The following is a 22747-nucleotide window of genomic DNA, read 5'->3' as shown; positions in this document are numbered from 1 at the left end:
ACCTTGCTCAGCACCGCCGGTTCAGCCCGAACTGCGCCTGAAATTCCCTGGTATCGTTGCGGTTGGGATAGGGCCGGTCGGGCACTGGAACGCGCAGATGCGCGCACAGGGTCTCCCAGCCGTCGCCCAGTTTATGGACCAGCAGCCGCTCCGGCGGAACTGTCGCCATGACCGCGGCGACGTTGGCTTCATAGAGGGCGATCGCGGTCGCGCGATCATGCGCCTTGCCGCCGAAGACCTGCTTGGCGATCAGGGAAATGCCCAGCGCCTCCTGATCCTGGAGCTGGCTGATGCCGGCCAGGATGGTCTTCTCGAAGCTCTGCCACCAGCTTTCCGGCGAGCGCCAGGTGAGGATGACCGAGGCATCGGGATAGACCTCGATCAGCTGGCGCCAATAATGCGCCGATGGCCAGTCCATGCAGGAGGCATAGCCGGCAAACAGCTCGCTCCAATCAGGCGCAGCCCCCTTCGCCAGTGCACGCCAGAGCCGCTTCTGCTCCTCGTTGGCGATGACTTCGGACATGTGATGACAGGGGCCTAGGCCGAGTATCGTCAGCGCTTCGCGCATCGAATCCGTTCCGGTGCGGCCAAAGCCCGTCCCGATCACCTTGATCGACATATTTTCCTTCCGGGTTCGAACCGGCCGAGGTCGGTCATTTGTCCATGGCCATAACCGTAAGCGGTTTCCTCTTGAGATCGGAGGGGCTGCCCGGAGCCCGATGTCACCAGTTGCGCGGGCGGCCGAAAAGCCCTTGCCATATCTTGATCAGTCTTGCAGTCAGCCCGTCCGCATTCCTATCAGGCGCGTCATCGCCGGTTTCGGCAAGTCTGCGGGCTTGCAAATACTGCTGGAGCAGCGGCCGGTCTATCTTGCCGGTCGGCGTCAACGGCAATGTTTCGATCGCGTGGATACGAGCTGGAATCTTCCATTTCGGCAGGATCGGCCGCAACCCGGCCCGCAAGCTTTCGGCTTGAAACAATGCGCCCGGCTTCATCACCACGAAGGCAGCAAGCTGGTGTGCGTCCTGGCGAAGCTCAGTGACGACAGCGGCTTCGCTGACAGTTGGAAGCAGCATCAAGGCCTGCTCGATTTCCCGTGTTTCGACGCGGTAGCCGCGCACCTTCACCTGGTCGTCTCGGCGCCCGATGAATTCGAAACTGCCATCACCCGACAAACGTCCGATGTCGCCGGTGTAAAACAGGCGCTGGTCCGGAAAATCGGGGTCGTCGTGGAAATACTTCGCCGTTTCGGACTCCTGCCGCCAATAGCCGTCGGCCAGAAACGCGCTGCGAACGACGAGTTCGCCGGCGCCTCCCTGCTCGACCGGTTGACCGTCTTCATCGACGATCAGGAGGGACTTGTCGGTGACCGCGCGCGGTGGTGGTACGGTGCCCGGCGCAAGCGTCTCGCCCGGAGCCACCGACGCCACGGCGATGTGGCCGGCTTCGGTGGAAGAGAAGCGATGACGCAAGGCGCAGGATTTGGCGAAGCGACTGCGCCATTGCTCGATATCGGAGCCAATCACCGTTTGGCCCGCCAATGCCACCAGCCGAACCGAGGGATGCAGGCCGCTGCCCTCGATCATCTCAAGACATTTGCGAAACAGCATGACGGGCGGGTGCAGCAGCGTGATGCGACGCGCATCGATCCACGCCCCGAGGTCGCCAAGGCCACGCGATGCGGCATCGTAGAGTTCCAGCGTAGCGCCGTTGAGCAGAGCTCCGAAGACATCGGCCTCCGATGAGGCGAAACTGCTATAGGTCAGAAGCGACTGCCGGTCCGCCGCGTTCACTCCGTCATATCGAGCGCAGAGCCAGGCCCGATGCAACACTGCGCGATGGCTCTTCACCACTCCCTTTGGCCGCCCGGTACTTCCAGAGGTGTAAAAGATCGCGGCCGGATCGCTGGGGTCGACTGCCACATGCAGTGCATCCGCGGAGTAGCCCGCGTCGATGTCATCGAGCAGCAGAACCCGCCTGCTGTCATCGACCAGCCCGCGCGCCGCCGTTGCATGCGCCGCGTCGGCAAGCAGCAGATCAGGTGCTGCATCGCTGACGATGTCATGCTGGGCTTTTGGCGGCATTCCCGGATGGATGCAAAGGAATGCCTTTGCCGCCTTCAGTGCCGCCAGCGCACAGATCACCATGTCAGGCGAATGGTCAACGAGATAGGCGACGCATCCGCGCCCAGGCTGCGTGCGATCGAGGATCGCCCGGGCCAATTGATTGGTGCGCCGTTCAACATCGCCATATGTCCATGGCCGGGCGCCGCCGATCGCGACGTGCCCGGTGTGTTTGCGCACCACTTTGTCGAAGCGCGCCGGGATGCTCTCGTCCAGCTCGGCCCGGTCGAACGACATCGCCGGCTCAACCATGGCTCTCGGCGAGTTGCTTTTCGCTGACGACATCCAGTTCGGCGTCGAGCCCGGCCTTGCGTGCATAGGCGACGAGCGCCCTGTAGGTCGATGGACGCAATCGCACACCTTCGCTCAGGCTCTGCTGCCGGGTGCGCAATTCCATCTCGCCGGGAACCAGGATTTCGCTGGCGTCTTCGGCGCGTTCGCCGTTGCTGGTCTGCTCGATCAGCCGATCGACGCGCCGGGTGAAGTCCAATGCCGGCATGAACCGCTCGGGATCGAGCGCCATGAAGAAATGGCCGTAGTCGGGGGCGCCCTCACGCAGCCTGTCGTGATGGTGGTCGGCGCCAAAACCGGCGCCACTGAGCACGCCGGCAAGAACTTCCATGACCAGGGCCAGGCCATACCCCTTGTGACCGCCGATCGGCACACCGAGCCCGGCGGCGAGATCGCCGAGGTCCGTCGAAGGGCGTCCGAGGCGGTCGAGAATCCAGCCCACGGGCAACGGACTGCCTTCGGCAACCGACAGGCCGATCTTGCCGCGCGGCGCGACGCTCATGGCGACATCGAGAAGGATCGGGAAATGCCGCCCTGCCGGAATGCCGACCCCGAGCGGATTGTTGCCGAATGTCGGCGTGACGCCGCCCGTCGGCGCCAGGATCAGCGGTCCATTGGTTGTGCACAAACCGATCAGGCCTCTCCTGGCCGCTTGCCAGACATAGTGGCCGGCGGCGCCGAAATGGTTTGAGCGGCGCACAGCGACAATGCCGATGCCGTCCCTGCTTGCCTTTTCGATGGCGAGGTCCATCGCCACCGTGCTGACCCACTGGCCCGGACCATTGTCGCCATCGATGCGCGCGATGGTGGTGCTCTCGTGCTCTATACGGATTTGCGGCCGTGGGTTGATCTTGCCCGCAGCAATCCGCGAGGCATAACGCGGGATGCTGACCATGTCGTGCGTCGGCTGTCCGCGCAGGCTTGCCTCGAGCTGCACTTCGGTGACGATCTCCGCACCCTTCGGGGTCAATCCGGCCCGTGTCAGCGCTTCGCGGCCGTAGGCGCGAAGGCTTTCGATGGTCACAAGGATTTTCGCCGGATTTGTGCCCGTTGCCGAGAGCGTCGCGGCTGTCTTTCCCGGGCTCGTCCGAGCAATGGCGCGTGCCAGATCGGCGATTGTCTGGTGCTGGTAGAGCTGACGCAACTCGACAGCCAGTCCGGCTTTGCCGGCTTCGACAACAATGTTGATGCTGAGGATGGAATTACCGCCAAGGTCGAAGAAGTTGTCGTGCAGCCCAACCTCATCCAGCCGCAGGACTTTTTTCCAGACCTGCGCCAGGATTGCCTCGGCGCCGGCCTGCCCCACTCCGCTCGGCTCGGCCCGGCTCGCCGGGACCATGCCTGCACTCGACCGGGCCAGCACCTCCATTTGCCTGGCGATCACCACCCGCCGGTCGATCTTGCCGTTCGGCAGGCGCGGCAAGCGGTCCACAACGACAATGCGCTGAGGCAGCATGTAGTGCGGCAGCTGCTGGCGCAAAAATTCGCGCAGCCGCCGGAACAGGGCAGGCGTTTGCGCATCATCAGGCTCGTTGACCGCAACGAAAGCGACCAGGCGTTTGCCATCGCCCACATCGTCATCTTCTTCGACAACACCGACAAGACACTCGCGCACCTCAGGATGCGCATGGATCGCAGCCTCGATCTCCCCCGGCTCGATGCGGTAGCCGCGAATTTTGACCTGTTCGTCGGCGCGTCCGGTAATTTCGATTGTCCCGTCAGGCCGATAACGCGCCAGATCGCCGGTCCGCTGCAATCGCTCGCCATCGTTCGCGCTGAACGGGTTCGGCACGAAATTGCTGGCCTCGAGATGATTGATGTAGCCGCGGCCGACGCTGGCGCCGCCGACATACAGCTCACCGCTGATGCCAATCGGAACCGGGCTGCGGGACGCGTCCAGCACATAGGCCTGGGTGTTGGCGATCGGCCGGCCGATCGGCACCATCGCCGCCGTCTCGCCCTCGACCGGAATAGGATGGATCGTCACGATCCCCGTCGTTTCGGTCTGCCCGAACATGTTGATGAATTCCGTCCCCGGCTTGCAGAGGCGCCGCCATTTTTCGACCAGGGCGCTGGACAAAGGCTCGCTGGCCCACAGCATCAGCCGCAGCTGACTGTCGAGCAGCCTTACCCGCACGGATTGGTCGAGCGACATCAAGACCCGCAGGCAGCCAGCCGAGAAGGATGGAACAAGATCCAGCACCGTCACGCCCTGGCGGCGCACAGTCTCGAACAGCAAGTGTGGGTCAGCTGTCTCCTGGGGCGAGGCGATGGACACTGCCGCGCCGCATGACAGGGGGACGGCAAACTGCCGTATCGATGAGGAAAATGAAAAAGTGGCGGTGTGCAGATAGATGTCGTCCGGACGAATGGCGACGGCGCGAACCATCGCCTGAGCATAATGGCCGACATTGGCCTGTGTGATCATCGCGCCTTTTGGCTTGCCGGTAGAGCCCGACGTATAGATCACGTAGGCCAGCGCATCCGCGGCCGGGCTGATACCGGGATTGCCGGGGTCCTGCACGGCGACGGACGGCTGGCAGGCGTCGATGCAGATGGTCCGCACCGTGGCCGCGCTGAATGTCGGCAGCAGCGCCGTTTCCGTAATGAGCAGCGTAGCCCCCGCATCGCGCAGCATAAAGGCGATGCGTTCCGGCGGATGGTCAGGGTCGAGCGGCAGAAATGCACCGCCGGCCTTCCACACACCCAGCAGCACTGCCAGCATCTCGGCAGATCTCGGCAGGCAGATAGCAGTCAATGTTTCGCCGACAACGCCACAGCCGCGAAAATAACGGGCGAACCGGTTGGACCGCTCATTGAGCTCGCGGTAGGTAAACTGCCGGGCCTGGTCCAGCACGGCGACGGAGCCGGGTGTCCGTTCGACCTGCACCTCGAACAGCCTGATATAGTCCTGCCCCAGCAGCTCGCCTGCTTCGGTGCGGTTCCAATCAATGACGATCTGGCGACGGTCGATCTCTGGCAACAGCGGCAGTTGCGACACTTTTTGCGCAGGATCGCTCGCTATGCCTTCGAGCAAAGTCTGGAACTGCCGCGACAGCCGATCGATCGTGGCCGGCTCGTACAGATCGGCGTTGAATTGCCACGTCGCGGCCATCCCTTGCGGGGTTTCCGACAGGTAAAGAGTGAGGTCGAATTTCGCCGTCGTCTTGTCGATGTGCAGCGGCCGCGCCAATAGGCCCGGCGCGAGATCGAAGGCAGATCCGATCAAGTCATCAACAGGCTGACCTGACGCGTCCGGAACATTCTGAAACGCGAACATGATCTGGAACACCGGCGTGTGGCCGGGATCGCGCCGGATCTTCAGTTGCTCGACGATGCGCTCGAGCGCGACATCCTGGTGCGCGTAGGCGTCGAGTGCCGTCGATCGGATGCGGCCGAGCAATTCAACGAAGGAGGGGTCGCCGGCAAGCGTCGTGCGCAAAACCAGCGTGTTGGCGAAAAGCCCGATCAGCTGTTCCAGTTCCCTCCTCGGACGATTGGCGATCGGCACGCCGATGATGCAATCATCCTGGTCGTTGTGACGAAAGAGCAATGTCTTGAACGCCGCCAGAAAAACCATGAAGGCGGTCGCATCATGGCTGCGGCCGAGGGCCTTCAACCGGTCTGTCGTTTGGCGGTCGATCTGCATGTTCAGCGTGCCGCCGCGATAGGATTGGGTCGCCGGACGGGGTCGGTCGCCCGGCAGCGTGCAGGCCGGTGGCAGTCCCTCGAGCCGACGGGTCCAGTAACTGGTCTGACGCTCGATCTCGGCCGTCTCGGCGCTGCGTTGCTGCCAGGCGGCGAAGTCGCCGTATTGAAGCGGCAGGTCCTCCAGCGGCGATACCCGCTCGTCACAAAATGCTTCGTAGAGCTGCTTCAGTTCGGCATGCAGGACGCCGGTCGACCAGCCATCGAAGATGATGTGATGCATCGTCAGAAGCAGCGCATGTTCCTCGGGCGCCAGCCGGATCAGGCTGGCGCGAAACAGTGGGCCTTGCGCCAGATCGAATGGTTCGGCGCCATCCTGGGCGGCCAGGCGAATTGCCTCGGTGGTGGCCGCATTCACCCCGAGGCCGGCCAGGTCGATCATCGCCAGGTTGGCTTGCCGAAATTCGGAAACAAGTTGCGCCGGCTCGCCGTCGCGCATGTGAAAGGTGGTGCGCAAGATGTCGTGCCGTCGGCAAATTTCATCGAGCGCCAACGCCAGTGCGCGCTGGTCGAGCGCCCCTGTCAGCCACAGTGAAACCGACATGTTGTAGGCGCCGCCGGCGCCCATCCGGTCGAGAAAATAGACGCGTTGCTGCGCGGACGAGAGCGGTGCGGATGCCCCATCCGGCCGGTGGGGAATGCGCGCGCCTTGCCCGGATGCAGACACCGGTCCTTGCTCCAGCCGCGCCGCGCCGTCGGCAACGAGATTGGCCATCTCTTCGCCGATGCGCTGCGACAGCCGCGCGATCGTCGGGCTGTCAAACATGCAATCAACCGGCAATTCGACCTGGAAGATCGACCGCAGCCGGGCGAGAACCTGCATCGCAGTCAACGAATGGCCGCCGAGATCGAAGAAGTCGTCATGGATGCCAGGCGGTTCGTTTCCCAGCACTTCGGCCAGAACCGCGGCCACCCGGCGCTCGGTGGCGGTGCGGGGAGCAACTGGCTCGCCGGCTTGCGACTGATCGTGTTGACCATTCTGTCGTTGCGGGGCGAGCGCCAGGACCAGATGCCGCCGATTGAGCTTTCCGTTGGCATCGACAGGCAGTTCATTGACCAGAACGATCCGCTGCGGCACCTTCGAGCCCGCCAGCCGCTTGGCGACAAAGCCACGTATCTGCTGAGCCGACGGCCCGTGCCCCGGCCTGAGCACGACTGCCGCTTCTACGATCTCGCCGAGCACCGGATGCGGAACGCCGAAAACAACCGCCTGTTCGATCGCCGGATGGTCGAGCAGGACCTGCTCCACCAGCGCCGGTGATATCTTTTCGCCGCCGCGATTGATGGTGTCCTTCAGCCGGCCGGTGACGAACAGATAGGCTTCGGCATCAAGATGACCCACATCGCCTGTCCGCAGCCAGCCATCGACAAACGCGGCTTCGTTGGCGGCTGGGTCGCCATCGTAGCCGTGCATGACATTGGCGCCGCGAATGACCACCTCGCCAGTGGCCCCGGGCGGCAGGAGATGCCCGGCCTCATCCATGATGGCGATTGCGGGACCCGCGGCCTTGCCAACGGAGCCAGGCTTGCGTTCGAAGGGAGGACGGCGGTTGCTCGCAATCTGCGGCGCCGCCTCGGTCATCCCGTAGGCCTCGATGAACGGCGCGTTGAACACAGTTTCGATATCCGCGATCAACTGCGACGGCATTGGCGCCGAAGCCGAGCGAATGAAGCGCAAGCCGCTTTGGCGTGGGTCGGCGCGACACAGATGGATCTGATCGAGGACCGCGCGATGAATGGTCGGCGATGCCGAATACCAGCTTGGCCTGAACTCGCCAAGACAACCAAAGAAGCTGTCGGTAGAGAAGCCGGCCATGCTGATGTAGCAGCCGCCTGAAACCAGCGACGCCAAAAGGCAGCTGATGCCATGAATGTGAAAGAGCGGCATCACGCCCAGGCAGCGGTCGGCATGCCCAAGATCCAGCGCCCCGGCGATGTCCTGTGCCGAAACGCAGAGGTTTCGCTGGCTCAGCGGCACCAGCTTGGGGCGCGCCGACGTGCCCGACGTGAACAGCAGCAGCGCGGTATCGTCCGGCGTTGCGGCATCCTGTTGTACTGCCAGCGGCCGGTCATCGCCATGCGCCCCGTCCCCGCCCTGCAGCGAGAAAAGCCCGGCCACCAAGCCGGGCTCGGCAAGCAGGTGCAGGATGCGCATGTTCAGCGACGCCGCGACGTCAAGCAGCGGCGATTGCCAGCCATCCGGCACGATCAGCACTCTGGCGCGCAGTGCGGCCAGCTGTGCTTCAAGCTCATAGACGGGCCATCCGGGGTTAAGAGGAGCGCATGCCGCATTGGCGGCGACCGCCACGATCGCCACTGCGGCTTGCGCGCCCTCGGGCAGCAGCAAGGCGACGCGGTCTGACGGCGCGACGCCTTCCAGCGCCAGCCTTTCGCCGACATAGCGGATCTGGCGCCCCAGCCCTTCATAGGTGAGAGGCGCACTGCCTGCGGCCACCAGCGCCACCTGCTGCGATCGTGCATGCCGGTTCACATGGCCACGGATCGTGTCGATCAGGTCCCGGCCCCGAGATCGATTTTGCTCAGAAATAAAGCCACCCCTTCAGCCCAAAAACTCATGCCGATTCCCTAGTGCTTGCTGACAGAATGGCTGTCAATGCGCGGCGATCTCGAAACATGAGAACAACGTCCCGTGAACACTGTCGAAGCGGCCTTCGAAACAACCATTGCCGGCCAGCGCAAGGCGGCCTGATGGGACGGTCCTGGCTTGGGCGGCGCGCTTGTTCACATCCAGTCCGACACAAACGTCCTGAAACGTCAAAAATTGTCGATGGAGCGGAAAATGCATTTTGTAGAAGGCTTCCTTGATCACGAACAGAAGCTTTGGCAGGTCGTAGCCCAGCTGCTTTTCAATCGCTTGCCGCTGTTCCAGCTCCGAGGCGTGCGACACCAGCTTCGTCAACTCATCCGACAACGGAGAATCGTCCTCGATGTCGATGCCAATCCCGGGCCAGTCGGCGGAAAGGCCGACGGCGACAGCGCACAGGCTGGGTGTATGGGAGATCGAGCCGACAACCCCTGTCGGCCAGACCGGGACCCGATCAGGCCCCACCGGTATGCTGTGGGCGGGAATACCCAAAGCTTGTAAAGCCTGCCTTGCGTAGATGCGTCCGGCGCGAAACTCACGACGGCGCGTCGGCACGATATCGCCCAGGGATTGCTCTTCCGCGACCAGAAAGTCCTGGTCGGCGATGTCGAGGTCGCCGCCTTCGACGACAACGCCATCGGAAACCAGTTGCCGGATGGCTGCTACCACATCGGCCGCCAACCGGTCGCTACGGACTTTCGGCTCGCTCGGCAACGCCACTCCCTCGTCGGTTGCGATGCTTGTTGCGCACCCCGCCGCGCTATCGTGAACACGTCACGATCATCCGCGCAAGACGTCACGCTCTCAGGCAGTCGTCTCGCCGCACGGCGTACAAGGTGTCGGCGTCGGGCGCCTGTCCGACATGCGTGCGCCCACGATATCTCTTTCTTGCGCAAAGTTCAGGTTGACCGCCGTGGGGCGCGCGGCGACTATCCCTGCAACGTGCAGGAGGACATGAGATGGACGAACCCGATCGCTGGCGGCATATGGCGAGCGCCCCCAAGGACGGCAGCCGCATCCTGGTCACCGTGAGGCCGTCGGAACAGGGGCCGGCCGAGGTCGACCTCGCCTACTGGTCGCGCGCCGACCAGTTCGGTTCAGAAGGCTGGCGCTCTTCCGATTCGTCTCCGGGACGGGTGATCGAATATCCTGAACCCGAGTTGAAATGCTGGATGCCGCTGCCGACGGCCAATCTGAGCCGGGCTTCCATGCCGGCGCCCTGGGCCGGCGAGGACGCCCAGCAGCTCGACGGCTCCGGGATATGATCTCGGCCGAACGTTCCGCAGCATAAGACAAGCTGCCTATCTCGGCCGGCGTACCGCTCGCACCATGCCGCCGGGGCCGCCGCCGCAGAAGAAGCGGTCGCCGCCGTCGGATTCGAGCCCAGACACGCCCTTCCCCGCCGGCATGTCGAGCCGCTCCAGCACCTTTCCAGTCTGCGGGTCGACGCGCCGGACGTCACTGTGGTCGCCTTCCCAGGTGCCGTGCCATAGTTCGCCATCCACCCAGGTCACCCCGGTGACGAAGCGGTTGGATTCGATGGTGCGCAGGATTTTCCCGGTCTCGGGATCGATCTGGTGGATCTTGCGCTCCCGGTTCTGCCCGACCCACAGCGTGCCTTCGGCCCAGGTCATGCCTGAATCGCGACCGCCGCCGGGCGCCGGGATGGTGGCCAGCACCTGCCCCGTATCCGGATCGATCTTCTGGATGCGGTCGCCGGCGAGCTGGAACAGATGCCGGCCGTCATAGGCGGTGCCGGCATGGGCCGCGACATCGATCGAGCGTTTTGTTTCACCGTTTGCCGGATCGAAGGCGGTCAGCTTCTCTCCCGTGGCAAACCAGACATTTTGCCCGTCAAAGCTCACGCCATGCACGATGTCGACATCAGGAAATGGCCCGTATTCGCGCAGGATTTCGGCGGCTGAATGTTTCATGTCCTGGTCCTCGATCATGGTCACGGAACCTTCCTAGCCGTTTGGCAGCGGTGCCGGGAGTAACAAGGTGGTCGTGAAACCGGCCACAGGCGGCGTCATCCAGCGGCGCGCCCGGCCGTGGCCGAACGACTGCACCTTGCCGGCCTCGGCCAGTTTCTCGAGCGCCCGTTGTACGCTGCGCTGGCCGGCGCCGAGCGCGAGCGCGAGCGCCGAGCTTGCCCAGGCTTCACCATCGGCCAGGAAGGCCAGCATCACCGCGTGCCGCTCCTCGATCGGCCGCGCCAGCACCACGACCGCGACGGCCTGACGCGGCGCCAGCGCAAAGCCTTGGCTGGTCGCGCCGATGCCGGCCAGCGGCCGCAATTCGGCGCGCAGCCGGCCGATCTCGACCCGCAGCCTGGCACGATGTGATTCATCGGCGTGCCTGCCGCCAAAGGCGCGGGCAATCAGCGTCGCTCTCGGCACATCCGCCGGCCAGGCTTCAGCAAGTGTTCGCACGAGTGCAAACAGCACCGGGCGCGTTGCCAGCGAGACCGTGGTTTCCTGCTTGCGCACGACATAGCGGAACGTATCGACGACCAGCGCCGACGACGCCTGCAGCGCCTCAACCTCTTCGAGCAGAACCGGTCGCTCTTCGCCATTGGCGATCAGCCGGGCCGCCGGCGTGTCGAGTGACAGGAAGGCGCTGTCGACCTCGGCCATAAGGCCCGGAATGCCGGCCCGGCGGGCGGCGTGGCGCGCCCATTCAAGGGCTGCGCGCGCGGCTTTCGTCTTGAGACGGCGCATGGCGATGCCGGCAACGGCGAGTTCATGCGCGGCGCGTGAGGCGGGTGGCAGCGGCGCCGGGTCGAGCCCGGCCAGCACGTCTTCAGCCTCGTCGAGACGGCCGATGAGCAGCAGGCGGCGCACTTTGAGATGGCCGGCATGCGCGGCGTTCAGCCGGTCGGCGTGCCTTTCCAATGTCGCCCGCGCCGCATCGAGCGCCTTGGCCGGCCAGCCGAGGTCACGTGAGACCAGCGCGATCTCGGCTTCGGCGACGACGCATCTGGCGCGCGCCACCGCCTCCTTCGGACCGAAGGCGCGGCCGGCCCGACGCAGCAGCAGCTTGGCGCGATCGAGATCGCCGAGCTGCGCCATGGCAATGCCGCGCAGCGCCAGCGCCGGCGCATCCTCGCGCAAGGCCACGCGATCGAGCGCGGCAAGCGGATCACCCGCCGCCAGCGCCAGCCCTGCCGCGGTGATCAGCGAGTCCATTCAAATCCCGTCACACTTGTAACTCCCACCTCCGCCGGTCATGGCCCTAACTTAAATCACCGCCGCCAAGCAGCAAGCCGGGGCGGCAACCTGGCCATCTGGGCTGGCAGGAGACACCTCGGGCGGCGTTGACGGCAATATCGGCAGTCGCTAGCCTGAGCATCTCAGATGGTATTTTTAAGCTTCTCATTGGAGATAACTGACAATGCCTGCTTCCGAGGATCTTGAGCACACTGCGCGGCCCCGCCACCCCTGCTGCGGTGGGCCTCCGTCAAATCCCGTCACATTTGTAACTCCGCCCTCGCCGCCTCTCGGCCCTACCCTACCTCACGATCAGAAGGCAACGACAGGCCGCAACGGCGTAATGACTGGCAAAGGAGACGAGCAATGACCAAGCACGTGGCAATGAAGACCCCGCCAATCGTTTCAAGGCAGGAATGGGAAGCCGAGCGCGAAAAGATGCTGGTGAAGGAAAAGGCGACGATGCGCGCCAGGGATGCGCTCTCGGCCGAACGCCGGCGGATGCCGTGGATGGAGGTGGACAAGGCCTATGTGTTCGAATGCCCCAACGGCAAGGCAAGCCTGCTCGACCTGTTCGAGGGCCGCCGCCAGCTGATCGTCTACCGCGCCTTCTATGAGCCCGGCGTCTACGGCTGGCCGGAACACGCCTGCCGCGGCTGTTCGCTCGGCGCCGACCAGGTCGGCCATCTCGCCCATCTCAACGCCCGCAACACCACGCTTGCCTACGCCTCGCGCGCGCCGCAGGCCGACATTGTCAGCCTGAAGCAGCGGATGGGCTGGGAGATGCCCTGGTACACAATCACCGACGGCTTCGACAAGGACTTCGGCGTCGACGAATGGCACGGCCACAACGTGTTCATCCAGGACGGCAAGAAGGTGTATCGCACCTACTTCATCAACAGCCGCGGCGACGAGCAGATGGGCACGGTCTGGAGCTATCTCGACGCCACGCCGCTCGGCCGCCAGGAGGTCTGGGAGGACTCGCCCGAAGGCTATCCCCAGACCGAGCTCTACAGCTGGTGGAACTGGCACGACAATTACGACGCCGCGCCCGACAAGACATGGGAAGCGGTGGCCGCCGCCGGCGAAGCCGCGTTCCGCGACAAGGACGGCAAGTAGATATCCAGCTTGGGTTTCCTCGCCCCACGAAGTGGGGAGAGGTGGCTCGGCGAAGCCGAGACGGAGAGGGGCCTGCGCCCTACGAAAGCCCCTCTCCGGCCGCTTCGCAGCTATCTCTCCCCCACCTTCGGCAGGGGCGAGAAACCAAGCCCGAGGCCTTCATCAAGGGATTAGAACCATGAGCGATATCGGCATTGGCACCGGCAGCGAAATCCCCCAAACTACCCGCGCGGCCCCTCTCGGCATCGTCGACTGGCTGTGCCTCGCCGCGGCGCCGACTTTCGCTGCGATGGCGCTGCTCACTTGCATTCACACTGGCGACGGCGTCATGTCGTGCCTGGGCACCGATGCCTCCCTGCTCACCAGCATGCCGGTGATGTATCTCTTGATGAGCGCCTTTCATCTGGCGCCATGGTTGCGTGTGATTTCCGGCCGGCCGGTCCGGCAATAGTCCGGCTCGCCATCCAACACCCCGTACGCCGGAGAGACACAATGAGGCTGGTCAGGCTGAAAGCGCCGGGCGGGTTGGACAAGCTCGACCTGGTCGAGGAGGATCATCCGCGGCCTGGGCCGGGCGAAATGCTGGTCAAGATCCGCGCCTGCTCGCTCAACATGCGCGACGATTTCGCCGTGCAAGGCAAGGTGCCGCTCGCAGATGGCCGCGTGCCGCTGTCGGACGGCGCCGGCGAGGTGATTGCCGTCGGCGGCGATGTCTATGCGTTCAAGCTGGGCGACAGCGTCGTCGGTGTTTTCTACCCCGGGTGGCTGGGCGGCGACATGACATCGGACACAGGACGCGACATTCCGGGAGACAGTTACGACGGCTTCGCAAGCGAATATGTGTGCATGCCGGCGCAGGCTTTCACCAAGGCGCCGGCGGGCTATACGCATCTCGAGGCGGCAACGCTCACCTGCACCGGCGTCACCGCCTGGCGAGGCCTGGTGACGTGCGGCAAGGTGAAGCCCGGCGACACGGTGCTGATCCTCGGCACCGTGTCGCTGTTTGCGCTGCAATTTGCCAAGGCCGCCGGCGCCCGGGTCATCGCCACCTCGTCCAGCGAAGAAAAGCTGGAGAAGCTGAGACGCCTCGGCGCCGACAGCGTCATCAACTACAAGGCCGTACCGGACTGGGGCGGCAAGGCCAGGGAGCTGACGAAGGGACGCGGCGTCGACCACGTGATCGAGGTTGGCGGACCCGCGACGCTGGCGCAGTCGATCGCGGCCTGTCGGACGGGCGGGCACATCGCGCTCGTCGGCGTGCTGACCGGCTTTGCGGCCGAGGTTTCGATCCCGGCGCTGTTTTCGAACCAGATCCGCATCAGCGGGATTTCCATCGGCAGCAGGGCCGACCAGGAAGACATGATCCGGGCGATAGAGGTCAACCGTTTGAAACCTGTCATCGACAGCAGCTTTCCACTGCACGACATCGCCGCCGCCTTCAGCCACTACGAGACGCAACAGCATTTCGGCAAGGTTTGCCTCGAAGTTTGAACGCATCCTGGCCGCAGCCCACCAGTCCCTGGTGTCGAACGGCGCATTCAGCACGTCCATGCGAACTGTGAGACTTGTCACATACCCGCTCTTGAAGCGCGTGCTACTGCCACCATGGTCCGTCGGCGCCGAAAGAAATCGCCTGCCATGGTCTGGCGGTGGCGGGCCTTTCACTTTATCCTGTGGCAGGTTGCATACTGTCAACGGGCCTTGATGCCGCAAGCGGTGTTCTCGTCGGCGTCAGGCAGCGGCCAGGGGTTTTGCCATGCTCCGACTTTGCGGATTTATCGCGGCCTTCATCCTCGTTAGCCTCACAACCTTTGAGGCTTGCGCCGATCGAAGGGTCGCTCTCGTCATCGGCAATTCCGACTACCGAAACATCCTGGCGCTGAAGAACCCGGCCAAGGATGCCGAGGATGTGTCGGCCACGTTCCGGCTGGCGGGCTTCGAGGTTTTCGTCGCAGAGAACCTCACCAAGCAGCAATTCGAAGGCCAGTTCCGGGACTATCTGGCCGCCGTCGACGGCGCCGATCTCGCCGTCGTCTACTATTCCGGGCATGGCTTTCAGATCGGTGGTGAGAATTTCCTGATACCGGTCGACGCCTCGCTGAAGAAAGCCGCCGATATCGAGGTACAGGCCATCAAGCTCAACGATGTGCTGGAGCAGATGCGCTCGAAGTCGAAGATCCAGGTGATCATCCTCGATGCCTGCCGCAACAACCCCTTCCCGCGCAACAATTACTGGCTGCGTGACCAGCTTGTCACCGCCGGCAATACGGGGCTGGCGCAGGTGCGCAGCTCGCTCAACACGCTGATTGCCTTCGCCACCGAACCGGGCGCCGTCGCCTATGACGGCAGCGGCGACCTCAGCCCGTTTTCATCGGCATTTTCGCGCCGCGCGCTGGCGCCGAACCAGGAGATCCGCACGGTCATGTCGGCGGTGCGCCGCGATGTCGTGCAGGCCACCAACGGCATGCAGGTGCCTTGGGAAAATTCCTCGCTGATCGACGACGTGGTGCTGGTGCGCCGCAGCAACCGGCCTTCGCTGCCGCCGGTGCTGGAGAAGGTGGTGCTGTCGGGGGTCGGTCCTGTGGCGCTTGGCCTGCCGGAGCCGGTCGATGTCGATGGCGGCGCTATCAGCGTCAGCATCGAAAGGCCACCGGCAATGGGCCGTCTTATGCTGGACGGCAAAGATGTCGCGGTGGGCGAACCGATCGCGGGCAAGGATCTGCCGCGCCTGCAGATGGATGTCCCCAAGGGGGCCGCCACGCAGGACGAGGTGGATATGCTCGCCTATGCCACGCATGACAGTTGGGGCGGCGGAAGCCAGGGCATATTGGTGTTTCGCGTCAAGAGCGGCGAAGGTGCCGCGGGCCAGCAGATCATGGCTTCGCTCGAGGCCGAGCAGAAGCAGCAGGTGCTGGAGCGCGGCATCCACATCACCGGTGCCGCCGAAGCGATCGAGAAGCGCAAACTTGATATTCCTGTCGGTGTCGGCCCGGTCGCGCTCAATCTGGATTTCCCGACCGACGATCCGGCGGTGAGCCTGAAGGTTTCGGGATATCCGGCAACGGGAACGCTGTCGCTGCCGGATCGGACGCTCTCGCCACAATCGAGCTTGTTGGCCGGTGAAGTCGACCATCTTCGCTACGAGCCGCAGATCGGCGCCGGCGCGCCGGTCGAGGTCGGCTTCGAAATCCGCGCCGACAGCAACTCGTCCAAGCCAGCAACGATGAAGCTGTCGCCGACGGTCGATGCCTGCGATACCGCCGCCGGCGAGCCTCTCGACCTGCAAGGGGTGGTGCCCGGCCTGCTGCCGAACGAGATCGGCGCCGGTGCGGTGGCAGCCTGCGAGGCCGCGGTGAAAACCTATCCCGATGTTCCCCGCTTCCGCTACGAGCTCGGCCGCGCGCTGCTTGCGACGGGCAAGGTCAGCGAGGCTAAGGCAGCCATCGAGGACGCCGCCAAGAAGGGGCATGTGCGCGCTGTCTTCGAACTCGGCTATCTCAACGCAACAGGAACCGGAACGCCCATCGACCGCACCCAGGCCAACGCTCTCTACAAGGCTGCGGCCGACAAGGGCGATCCCTACGGAATGACCTCGTGGGGCCGCGCTTTGTTCAACGGCTACGGCGTCAACCGCGATACGGCCAAGGGCCTGGACCTGCTGCTCAAGGCGGCGGCCATGGGGCACACCTATGCCATGAACGATCTGGCCGCGATCTTCACCGAGGGCCGCAACGGCGTGCCTGCCGACCCTGCTCGGGCCGTCGCCTTCCTGCAGGCGGGCGTGCAGCGCCAGGACATGTATTCGATGAACCTGCTCGGCCGCAATTACCTCGCCGGCCAGGGCATCGACAAGGATCCGAAGACGGCGCAGGCGTTGTTCCAGCAGGCGACCGATCTTGGCCAGCCCTACGCTCCGGGCAGCCTCGCCCGCATGTACAGGGATGGCGTCGGCGTGCGCCAGGATCCGGCGGAAGCGCAAAGACTGTTCGAACTGGCGACCACGCGCGGCGATCCGTCCAGCGCCTATGATCGCGCCGCACTCGAAATGGCGAAAGGCGACACGGCCGATCAGGCTGTCGCGGTGCGTTTCCTGGCATTCGCCGTCGCGCTGGACCTGCGCAAGGAGCTTCCGGACGCAAAGAAAGGCCTGGCGCAGTTCGGCACGAAGCCGAAAACGGCAGCCTTGGACGCACTCCGTCAAGAGCTCAAGTCGAAGATCCCCCCGTCCGGTTCGCTGGACACGCAACTGGTCAACGCGGCCCGAGGGGTCTGGGAAGAAGCCAATCCGCGTCGGGACTTGTTCTGAACAATGGAGGCCATGGTGGGCAAGGCATTGAAGCAGGTATTCATCGGGACAATTTTCTCCGGCGTTCTGGCCGGGCTCATGGGCTGCACTTCGGTGGCGCCGATGTTTGAACCGGCGCCGCCGGTGGAGCATCGCAAGGTGGTTCGCGTGGCGCCCCAGCCGAAGGTGGTCCGATACAAGAAGGCGACCACCGGCAAAGTGATCAAGCCGGCCGAGGAGACCCCCCAAAAGCCGCCCGTGGTTCCTGCCCTCGGCGGCAGCGGAGGCGGAGGAGGCGGCGGCTGGGGATGAGATCGTCACCCAAGGCGCCGCGCTCAGCGGCCCCAAAGGGTTTTGCTGAATTCCGCATGAGCCTTTGACAGCGTCAAGCCGACGCCGTCCATCCAAGCCACGGCATTGGCCGGGCCGCGGACATTTGGGCGCAGCGCTGCACGGAAAACGCGGCCGACGAGCGCTGCCAGTGCAAAGGCTGTGACCGCCGCCGGATCGGGCCGGCGCGCCATCAATTCCCGATGGGCCTGTTGCGCTTCGAGGTAGCGAGCCAGCGCAATGTCGTGACGCGATGGCGCACCAAGCTCCTGCCGGTCGCTGCCGGGGTAGTCATGCCAAATGGGCCACTCGGTCGAGCCAGGATGTTGCACGGTGTCCTCCTGCGAAAGAGATCCAGTGCGAACAATCTCCTCAAGCGTCGTGAGAAACGCGTGGGAACCGGCGTGATGGAATCGTGAAAAGCGCCTCGGCGGCGGAATAAGTGTTGAAATGGAGTGAGCTTGAGCGGATCGTCGTCATGCTGTGACCGTGGCTGGATCCGATGACCGGACCTTATCTTCACCTGCTGGGTGGTTTCGACTTTGCCGGGGCCGCGGTTCCCGCCATCAGCCGCAAGGCGCGTGCGATGGTCGCCTATCTCGCACTACAGTCGGGGCATTCGCAGTCGCGCGAGAAGCTGGCGACCCTGCTCTGGGGCATCAACAGCGAGGCGCAGGCGCGAATGAGCCTGCGGCAAGCGGTATCGTCCGTCAGGAAGGCCATGCAGGCATGCGGCGGCGGCCGCTTCCTTACCGACGGCGACAGCGTCGCTCTGCATCTCGACGACCTTGATTTCGATGTCGCGCGGTTCGAGGCGCTGGTCGCCAGCCCGGCACCCGAAGACCTCGAACTGGCGCTCAATGTCTACCGTGGCGACCTGCTCGACGGCTTCGGCCTGAAGGAGGAGCCATTCGAGGACTGGCTGAGGATCGAGCGCGAGCGGCTGCGGGCTTTGGCCGTCGCCGCGCTTGACAGGCTCGTCGCGCACTATGCCGCGACGAACGATCCTGCCGCGTGCGTGCGCGCGGCGACGCGCCTGCTGGCCATGGAGCCGCTGAGGGAGGACGTCCACCGTGCCTTGATGCGCGCCTATGCGGCGCAAGGCAGGACCAATCTCGCGCTGAAGCAATATGAGCACTGCCGCACTGCGCTTCAACGCGATCTCAAGCTGCAGCCGGAGCCGGAGACGCGGCAATTGTTCGAGACGCTGCGGACACGCCGCACGATAGCGCCGGCACGGCCACCCACGACCGATGCGGATCACGCCACCGGCTTCAGCCACCAAGTCGCGCGGCCGCAGACCCGCTACGTCAAATCGGCAGGGGTCAACATTGCCTATCAGGTCACCGGCGACGGCCCGATCGACCTGATCTATGTCTCGGGATGGGTGTCCAACCTCGACCTTGCCTGGGACTCGCCTCGGCTTGCGCATGTGCTCACGCGTCTCGGCAGCTTTTCGCGCCTGATCCGCATGGACAAACGCGGCACTGGTTTGTCCGACCGCAATGTCGGCTTGCCGACGCTGGAAGAACGCATGGAAGACATGCGGGCGGTGCTCGATGCGGTCGGTTCCAAGCGCACGGTTCTGTTCGGCAGTTCCGAGGGCGGCCCGATGTGCATGCTGTTCGCGGCGACTTACCCCGAGCGCACCGCCGCACTTGTGCTCAACGGAACCTATGCCAGCGGCAGACGGTTGCCGGACTATCCGTGGGGAAGGACGGGGGAAGAAGTGGAGGAAGACCTCGCCGCCATCGAAAGACAGTGGGGAGAGCCAGCGGACATGAGCAATGCCGCACCCAGCCTGATGAACGATCCGCTCGAACGGGAATGGTTCGCCGCCTATCTCAGGAATTCGGCCTCACCGGCAGAGGCGATCGCGCTCTGGCGCTGGGGTACCGAAATCGATGTCCGCGACATTCTGCCTGTCATTCACGTGCCCACACTGGTAGCGCAGGCGACAAGCGACCGCTGGGTGAACGCGGAAGAAGGGCGCTTCCTGGCAGCGAGTATCGAAGGCGCCAAACATATCGAGTTCGCCGGCCGCGACCACGTGATCTGGGGCGAGAATTCCGATCGGCTTGTCGACGAGATCCAGGCTTTCGTAACCAGCGCCTTGCCGGCGGTTCCAGGCGAACGGCTGCTGGTGTCGGTGCTGTCGGTCGATATGACGGGCTCGCCTTTCGGCATCGAGCCGGCCGAGCGGCACGCCGAGGCGCTCCGTGGTGAACTCCTCGCGGCAGAAGGCATAGAGATCAGCCGAGCGGACGGCAAGGTGCTCGCGGTGTTCCAGCGGCCAACGCGGTCGATCCAGTGCGCGATCGCCATTCGCGATCGCTTGCGGCGATCCGGTGTCGAGGTCCGCTCGGCGGTGCATATCGGCGAGTGCGAGCAGCGCGGCAATCAATTTTCCGGCGCGGCGATCGAGCTGTCATTGCGGCTGCTGGGTCATGCGCGGCCGGGCGAAATCATCGCGTCACGGACGGTGCGCGATCTCGTGGTCGGGTCCGGCCTGCTGTTCGATGAGCGTGGCGAAATGGCGGCAGCCGAGCTGCCCGGCGCGTTTCCGTTCTATTCGGTGGATGGTTCGGTTTGAGCGCTGAAGTGTGGGAACAGCGACGCTCGCCGGTGCTTGAGGTTCCACCGATCGCAGGAGCCGAAAGTCGTCAGCTACGGGGGAGGCGCTTCTGTCCTCGCCAACCGCCATCGACCGGAGACTGCACATTAGAAGCGGCTAATTGGCAGCCCAGGAGAAACGGCGCTGACTGGCGGGCGCAGGTAGACCGCAGCAAGCGGGCGATTGCGACCGCAGCGGCACCTTGGGAGGATGCCATGCCGACCGTTATTGGCCATCACAACATCTCGAAAGATACCAAGCACTGGCTCTCGTCACCGAAGCGCAAGGAGCTTTTCGGTTCGCTCGGGATCACTAACGTCCGCACCTTCGTCGATCCGCAGAACCCGAAACGGGTCGCGATCATGATGGATGTTCCGGACATGGATAAGCTCGCGGCCATGATGCAAAGCAAGGCGGCCGCGGATGCGATGGCTCACGATGGCGTGGTGCCGGAGTCGCTGGTGATCCTGGTCGAGACGAAGGGATAACCACTGACCTGCGGAAACCGGCGGGACCGGATTTTGGCTTCAAGCGCCAGAGGCGGCGACGAGAAATTTTCTGGAGCGTTCTCATTGTGGCCGGCGTGATCGGGCTGAAGCCGGTTTCCCGAAAGTGCTTTGCAGGGACGGATGCTCGCCAAGTCAGGTCGCGATATCGTTGACCGGCAACAATGGCTTGGGAAGATTGGCTTCGCCAAGCCCGGCGCGCAGTTCGATCTCGATGTCGCGGCAGATCTGCGAGATCGGAACGTCGTTGGCGTTGCCCTCGAAAGGGTTGGCGCTGCTCTCGCCAACCTGATCGAGAGACATGTAAGCCCAGCCCAACAGCGTGCTGAACGGGATCGTCAGCCAGATCGCGATCGGGCTGAGCGCGCCGCCCAGTTTGCCCATATCCGCAAAAACCGGAACCACACCGAACGGCAACAGCGTGCAGAAGATCATGACGAACATGGAGCTGACGATGGCATATTGGCGGGGATACGGATTGTTCTTGATGCGGTCGCAGCGCGCTTGCTGGTCATGGAAGTCGCGGATCAGTTTCGTCATCTCGGCATAGATCTGCGCAGGGATCTTTGCGTCCTTGAACAAGCCGTTGACCTGGGCCGATTGCATTTCGAGCAGGGCTATCGCCGGCCGCGGCGACTTCAACACGCTCTCGGCCCGTTCGCCTAGCAGCGGGCGCAATTCGTCGGCGACCGAGCCGGTGTCCTCTTGGATGCGGTAGCGCCGCCGGTACTCGATATTGGCGGCCCGCGCCATGGATTCCCACGGCATCGGTCGCCGCAGGGAAAAGCGCAGCGCTGTCATCCAGGCGATATGGCGATAGATGAGCTCATTTGCCGCCGGCGCATCGGTGAAGTCCCTGCAGAAATTGGACCACATCCGGCTGCTCGCCGTGATTTGCGCAAAGGCCTGCAGCGCTTCGCCGCTGCGGGTGAAAACCTGCGAATTCTTGAACCCGGCGACCAGCGAGACGGTGGTTCCAAGCACGAGCACCACCGACCACGGCACCGAGAACCCGGCAATGGCCGGCAGACGGTAAGCCACCACGGCAAGTGCGCTTACCACCACCATGTAGATGACACTGCGCCGCGACCACAGTGCAAAATCGATCACCTTGTAGGAGCGGCCTACATACATCCTGTATCCCTCAAAATGTGGTTGGGCTTGGTTGTCCGCTGCCGATATGAAATTTACCTCACCGCGCCCTTGGCAGCCCCAAAGCGCAACCCGTCCATCAGCAGCTTGACCAGCCGGCGTGAGCGGTCGCGCCAGTCCTTGGTGTCGGGGGCCGAGTAGATGCCGCCGAGCGCATGCAGCACATCGGAGGCGTCGACGTCGGCGCGGATCGAGCCTTCGGCCGCGGCCGCCTCGACCAGCTGCCGCAAGGCCAGCGATACCCGGCCCGACAAGTCGGAAAACACGGCGGAATTGGTGTTGAACAGGATGCGCAGGCTGGCCGCTAGGCCACGCTTGGTGGCGATGTAATCGACGAAGCGCTGCATCCACTGTTCCAGCGCCATATCGGCCGAATGGTGGCTGGCGAGGTCATCGGCAGCCGCGCAGAGCGCCTCGACTTCGCGCCTGTAGACCACCTCGACAAGATGCTCGCGGGTCGGAAAATGCCGGTAGAGCGTGCCGATGCCGACGCCCGCCTGGCGCGCGATCTCCTCCAGCGAAGCATCGACGCCCTGCTCGGCAAAAGCCGTCGCCGCCACCTCGACCAGCCGGTCGCGGTTGCGCTGCGCGTCGGCGCGCAGCGGCTTCGGCGCTGCGGCTTCGCGCGCACCTTGGGCGGTTGTTGTCTGCTGGTCGTCCAATTTTTTCTCCACTGTCGACATATGGGGGCTTGAACCCCGAGGGGTAAGCCCCCACCTAGATAAACGGAGGCGCCTCCGTTTTAGTGGAGCAGTCTTATCATATAATCAGGGGAGCCGGTATGTCACGTGCTGAGAGTGTGAAG

General features: G+C 64.2%; 17 protein-coding genes. 8 read left to right on the top strand and 9 right to left on the bottom strand.

What is annotated here, in order from left to right; genetic code table 11:
• Window positions 1–7 precede the first annotated feature (7 nt).
• The 4 genes from ACYHH6_RS18070 to ACYHH6_RS18055 all read right to left on the bottom strand — a co-directional run bounded on the left by ACYHH6_RS18070 (window position 8) and on the right by ACYHH6_RS18055 (window position 9441).
• Complete coding sequence (locus tag ACYHH6_RS18070; protein WP_112566611.1) at window positions 8–619, bottom strand: sulfotransferase family protein; 612 nt, start codon at window positions 617–619, stop codon at window positions 8–10.
• Window positions 620–722: 103 nt separating this feature from the next.
• A complete protein-coding gene (locus ACYHH6_RS18065) occupies window positions 723–2375 on the bottom strand; it encodes an AMP-binding protein (RefSeq protein WP_352587631.1) in 1653 nt (550 codons plus the stop codon).
• The gene (locus tag ACYHH6_RS18060) at window positions 2368–8586 is read right to left on the bottom strand and encodes an amino acid adenylation domain-containing protein (RefSeq protein WP_352587870.1); all 6219 of its coding nucleotides are present in this window, start codon (window positions 8584–8586) and stop codon (window positions 2368–2370) included. Before ACYHH6_RS18060 ends, ACYHH6_RS18065 begins: the two co-directional genes overlap by 8 nt.
• Window positions 8587–8733: 147 nt before the next feature.
• Window positions 8734–9441: a 4'-phosphopantetheinyl transferase family protein gene (locus ACYHH6_RS18055; protein WP_352587628.1), complete on the bottom strand. Its 708-nt coding sequence runs from the start codon at window positions 9439–9441 to the stop codon at window positions 8734–8736.
• A 245-nt stretch (window positions 9442–9686) separates the two neighbouring features.
• Here ACYHH6_RS18055 and ACYHH6_RS18050 point away from each other — a divergent pair, with 245 nt between their 5' ends.
• Window positions 9687–9992, top strand: coding sequence for a hypothetical protein (locus tag ACYHH6_RS18050; protein ID WP_112566614.1), 306 nt, complete (start codon window positions 9687–9689; stop codon window positions 9990–9992).
• 36 nt (window positions 9993–10028) lie between these two features.
• Here ACYHH6_RS18050 and ACYHH6_RS18045 read toward each other — a convergent pair whose 3' ends face one another.
• Both ACYHH6_RS18045 and ACYHH6_RS18040 read right to left on the bottom strand, forming a co-directional pair.
• On the bottom strand, window positions 10029–10661 hold the full coding sequence (locus tag ACYHH6_RS18045) for a Vgb family protein (protein ID WP_352587867.1): 633 nt from the start codon (window positions 10659–10661) through the stop codon (window positions 10029–10031).
• Between the two features lie 33 nt (window positions 10662–10694).
• A complete protein-coding gene (locus ACYHH6_RS18040) occupies window positions 10695–11915 on the bottom strand; it encodes a helix-turn-helix domain-containing protein (RefSeq protein ID WP_352587625.1) in 1221 nt (406 codons plus the stop codon).
• A 387-nt stretch (window positions 11916–12302) separates the two neighbouring features.
• Here ACYHH6_RS18040 and ACYHH6_RS18035 point away from each other — a divergent pair, with 387 nt between their 5' ends.
• From ACYHH6_RS18035 to ACYHH6_RS18015, 5 genes are all read left to right on the top strand, one after another.
• A complete protein-coding gene (locus ACYHH6_RS18035) occupies window positions 12303–13055 on the top strand; it encodes a DUF899 domain-containing protein (RefSeq protein ID WP_352587622.1) in 753 nt (250 codons plus the stop codon).
• A gap of 178 nt (window positions 13056–13233) precedes the next feature.
• The gene (locus ACYHH6_RS18030; RefSeq protein WP_352587619.1) at window positions 13234–13506 is read left to right on the top strand and encodes a hypothetical protein; all 273 of its coding nucleotides are present in this window, start codon (window positions 13234–13236) and stop codon (window positions 13504–13506) included.
• 41 nt (window positions 13507–13547) lie between these two features.
• Entirely contained in the window at window positions 13548–14546 is a 999-nt protein-coding gene (locus ACYHH6_RS18025) for a zinc-dependent alcohol dehydrogenase family protein (protein WP_352587616.1), read from the top strand.
• 265 nt (window positions 14547–14811) lie between these two features.
• On the top strand, window positions 14812–17361 hold the full coding sequence (locus tag ACYHH6_RS18020) for a caspase family protein (RefSeq protein WP_352587614.1): 2550 nt from the start codon (window positions 14812–14814) through the stop codon (window positions 17359–17361).
• A gap of 12 nt (window positions 17362–17373) precedes the next feature.
• Complete coding sequence (locus tag ACYHH6_RS18015) at window positions 17374–17652, top strand: hypothetical protein (protein ID WP_352587611.1); 279 nt, start codon at window positions 17374–17376, stop codon at window positions 17650–17652.
• 23 nt (window positions 17653–17675) lie between these two features.
• Here ACYHH6_RS18015 and ACYHH6_RS18010 read toward each other — a convergent pair whose 3' ends face one another.
• Window positions 17676–18002, bottom strand: coding sequence for a hypothetical protein (locus tag ACYHH6_RS18010; RefSeq protein WP_352587608.1), 327 nt, complete (start codon window positions 18000–18002; stop codon window positions 17676–17678).
• Between the two features lie 170 nt (window positions 18003–18172).
• On the opposite strand from ACYHH6_RS18010, the gene ACYHH6_RS18005 reads away from it, so the two are divergent.
• The gene (locus tag ACYHH6_RS18005; protein WP_352587605.1) at window positions 18173–20263 is read left to right on the top strand and encodes a bifunctional AfsR/SARP family transcriptional regulator/alpha/beta hydrolase; all 2091 of its coding nucleotides are present in this window, start codon (window positions 18173–18175) and stop codon (window positions 20261–20263) included.
• Between the two features lie 236 nt (window positions 20264–20499).
• On the top strand, window positions 20500–20772 hold the full coding sequence (locus ACYHH6_RS18000) for a hypothetical protein (protein ID WP_112566658.1): 273 nt from the start codon (window positions 20500–20502) through the stop codon (window positions 20770–20772).
• Between the two features lie 153 nt (window positions 20773–20925).
• On the opposite strand, the gene ACYHH6_RS17995 is transcribed toward ACYHH6_RS18000, so the two are convergent.
• Entirely contained in the window at window positions 20926–21924 is a 999-nt protein-coding gene (locus ACYHH6_RS17995) for a bestrophin family protein (protein ID WP_352587602.1), read from the bottom strand.
• A 53-nt stretch (window positions 21925–21977) separates the two neighbouring features.
• The gene (locus ACYHH6_RS17990; RefSeq protein WP_352587599.1) at window positions 21978–22625 is read right to left on the bottom strand and encodes a TetR/AcrR family transcriptional regulator; all 648 of its coding nucleotides are present in this window, start codon (window positions 22623–22625) and stop codon (window positions 21978–21980) included.
• Between the last annotated feature and the right edge of the window lie 122 nt (window positions 22626–22747).

It is taken from the genome of Mesorhizobium sp. P171375, assembly GCF_057786075.1.
The sequence above is the reverse complement of the archived record's forward strand: the minus strand, read 5'-3'. Positions and strand labels throughout refer to the sequence as shown.

Coding starts and splice junctions, on each gene's coding strand:
- ACYHH6_RS18045 (WP_352587867.1), bottom strand. CDS start 10,661: ATGAAACATTCAGCCGCCGAAATCCTGCGCGAATACGGGCCATTTCCT.
- ACYHH6_RS18040 (WP_352587625.1), bottom strand. CDS start 11,915: ATGGACTCGCTGATCACCGCGGCAGGGCTGGCGCTGGCGGCGGGTGAT.
- ACYHH6_RS18020 (WP_352587614.1), top strand. CDS start 14,812: ATGCTCCGACTTTGCGGATTTATCGCGGCCTTCATCCTCGTTAGCCTC.
- ACYHH6_RS17995 (WP_352587602.1), bottom strand. CDS start 21,924: ATGTATGTAGGCCGCTCCTACAAGGTGATCGATTTTGCACTGTGGTCG.
- ACYHH6_RS18000 (WP_112566658.1), top strand. CDS start 20,500: ATGCCGACCGTTATTGGCCATCACAACATCTCGAAAGATACCAAGCAC.
- ACYHH6_RS18065 (WP_352587631.1), bottom strand. CDS start 2,375: ATGGTTGAGCCGGCGATGTCGTTCGACCGGGCCGAGCTGGACGAGAGC.
- ACYHH6_RS18070 (WP_112566611.1), bottom strand. CDS start 619: ATGTCGATCAAGGTGATCGGGACGGGCTTTGGCCGCACCGGAACGGAT.
- ACYHH6_RS18025 (WP_352587616.1), top strand. CDS start 13,548: ATGAGGCTGGTCAGGCTGAAAGCGCCGGGCGGGTTGGACAAGCTCGAC.
- ACYHH6_RS18030 (WP_352587619.1), top strand. CDS start 13,234: ATGAGCGATATCGGCATTGGCACCGGCAGCGAAATCCCCCAAACTACC.
- ACYHH6_RS18005 (WP_352587605.1), top strand. CDS start 18,173: ATGACCGGACCTTATCTTCACCTGCTGGGTGGTTTCGACTTTGCCGGG.
- ACYHH6_RS17990 (WP_352587599.1), bottom strand. CDS start 22,625: ATGTCGACAGTGGAGAAAAAATTGGACGACCAGCAGACAACAACCGCC.
- ACYHH6_RS18015 (WP_352587611.1), top strand. CDS start 17,374: ATGGTGGGCAAGGCATTGAAGCAGGTATTCATCGGGACAATTTTCTCC.
- ACYHH6_RS18035 (WP_352587622.1), top strand. CDS start 12,303: ATGACCAAGCACGTGGCAATGAAGACCCCGCCAATCGTTTCAAGGCAG.
- ACYHH6_RS18050 (WP_112566614.1), top strand. CDS start 9,687: ATGGACGAACCCGATCGCTGGCGGCATATGGCGAGCGCCCCCAAGGAC.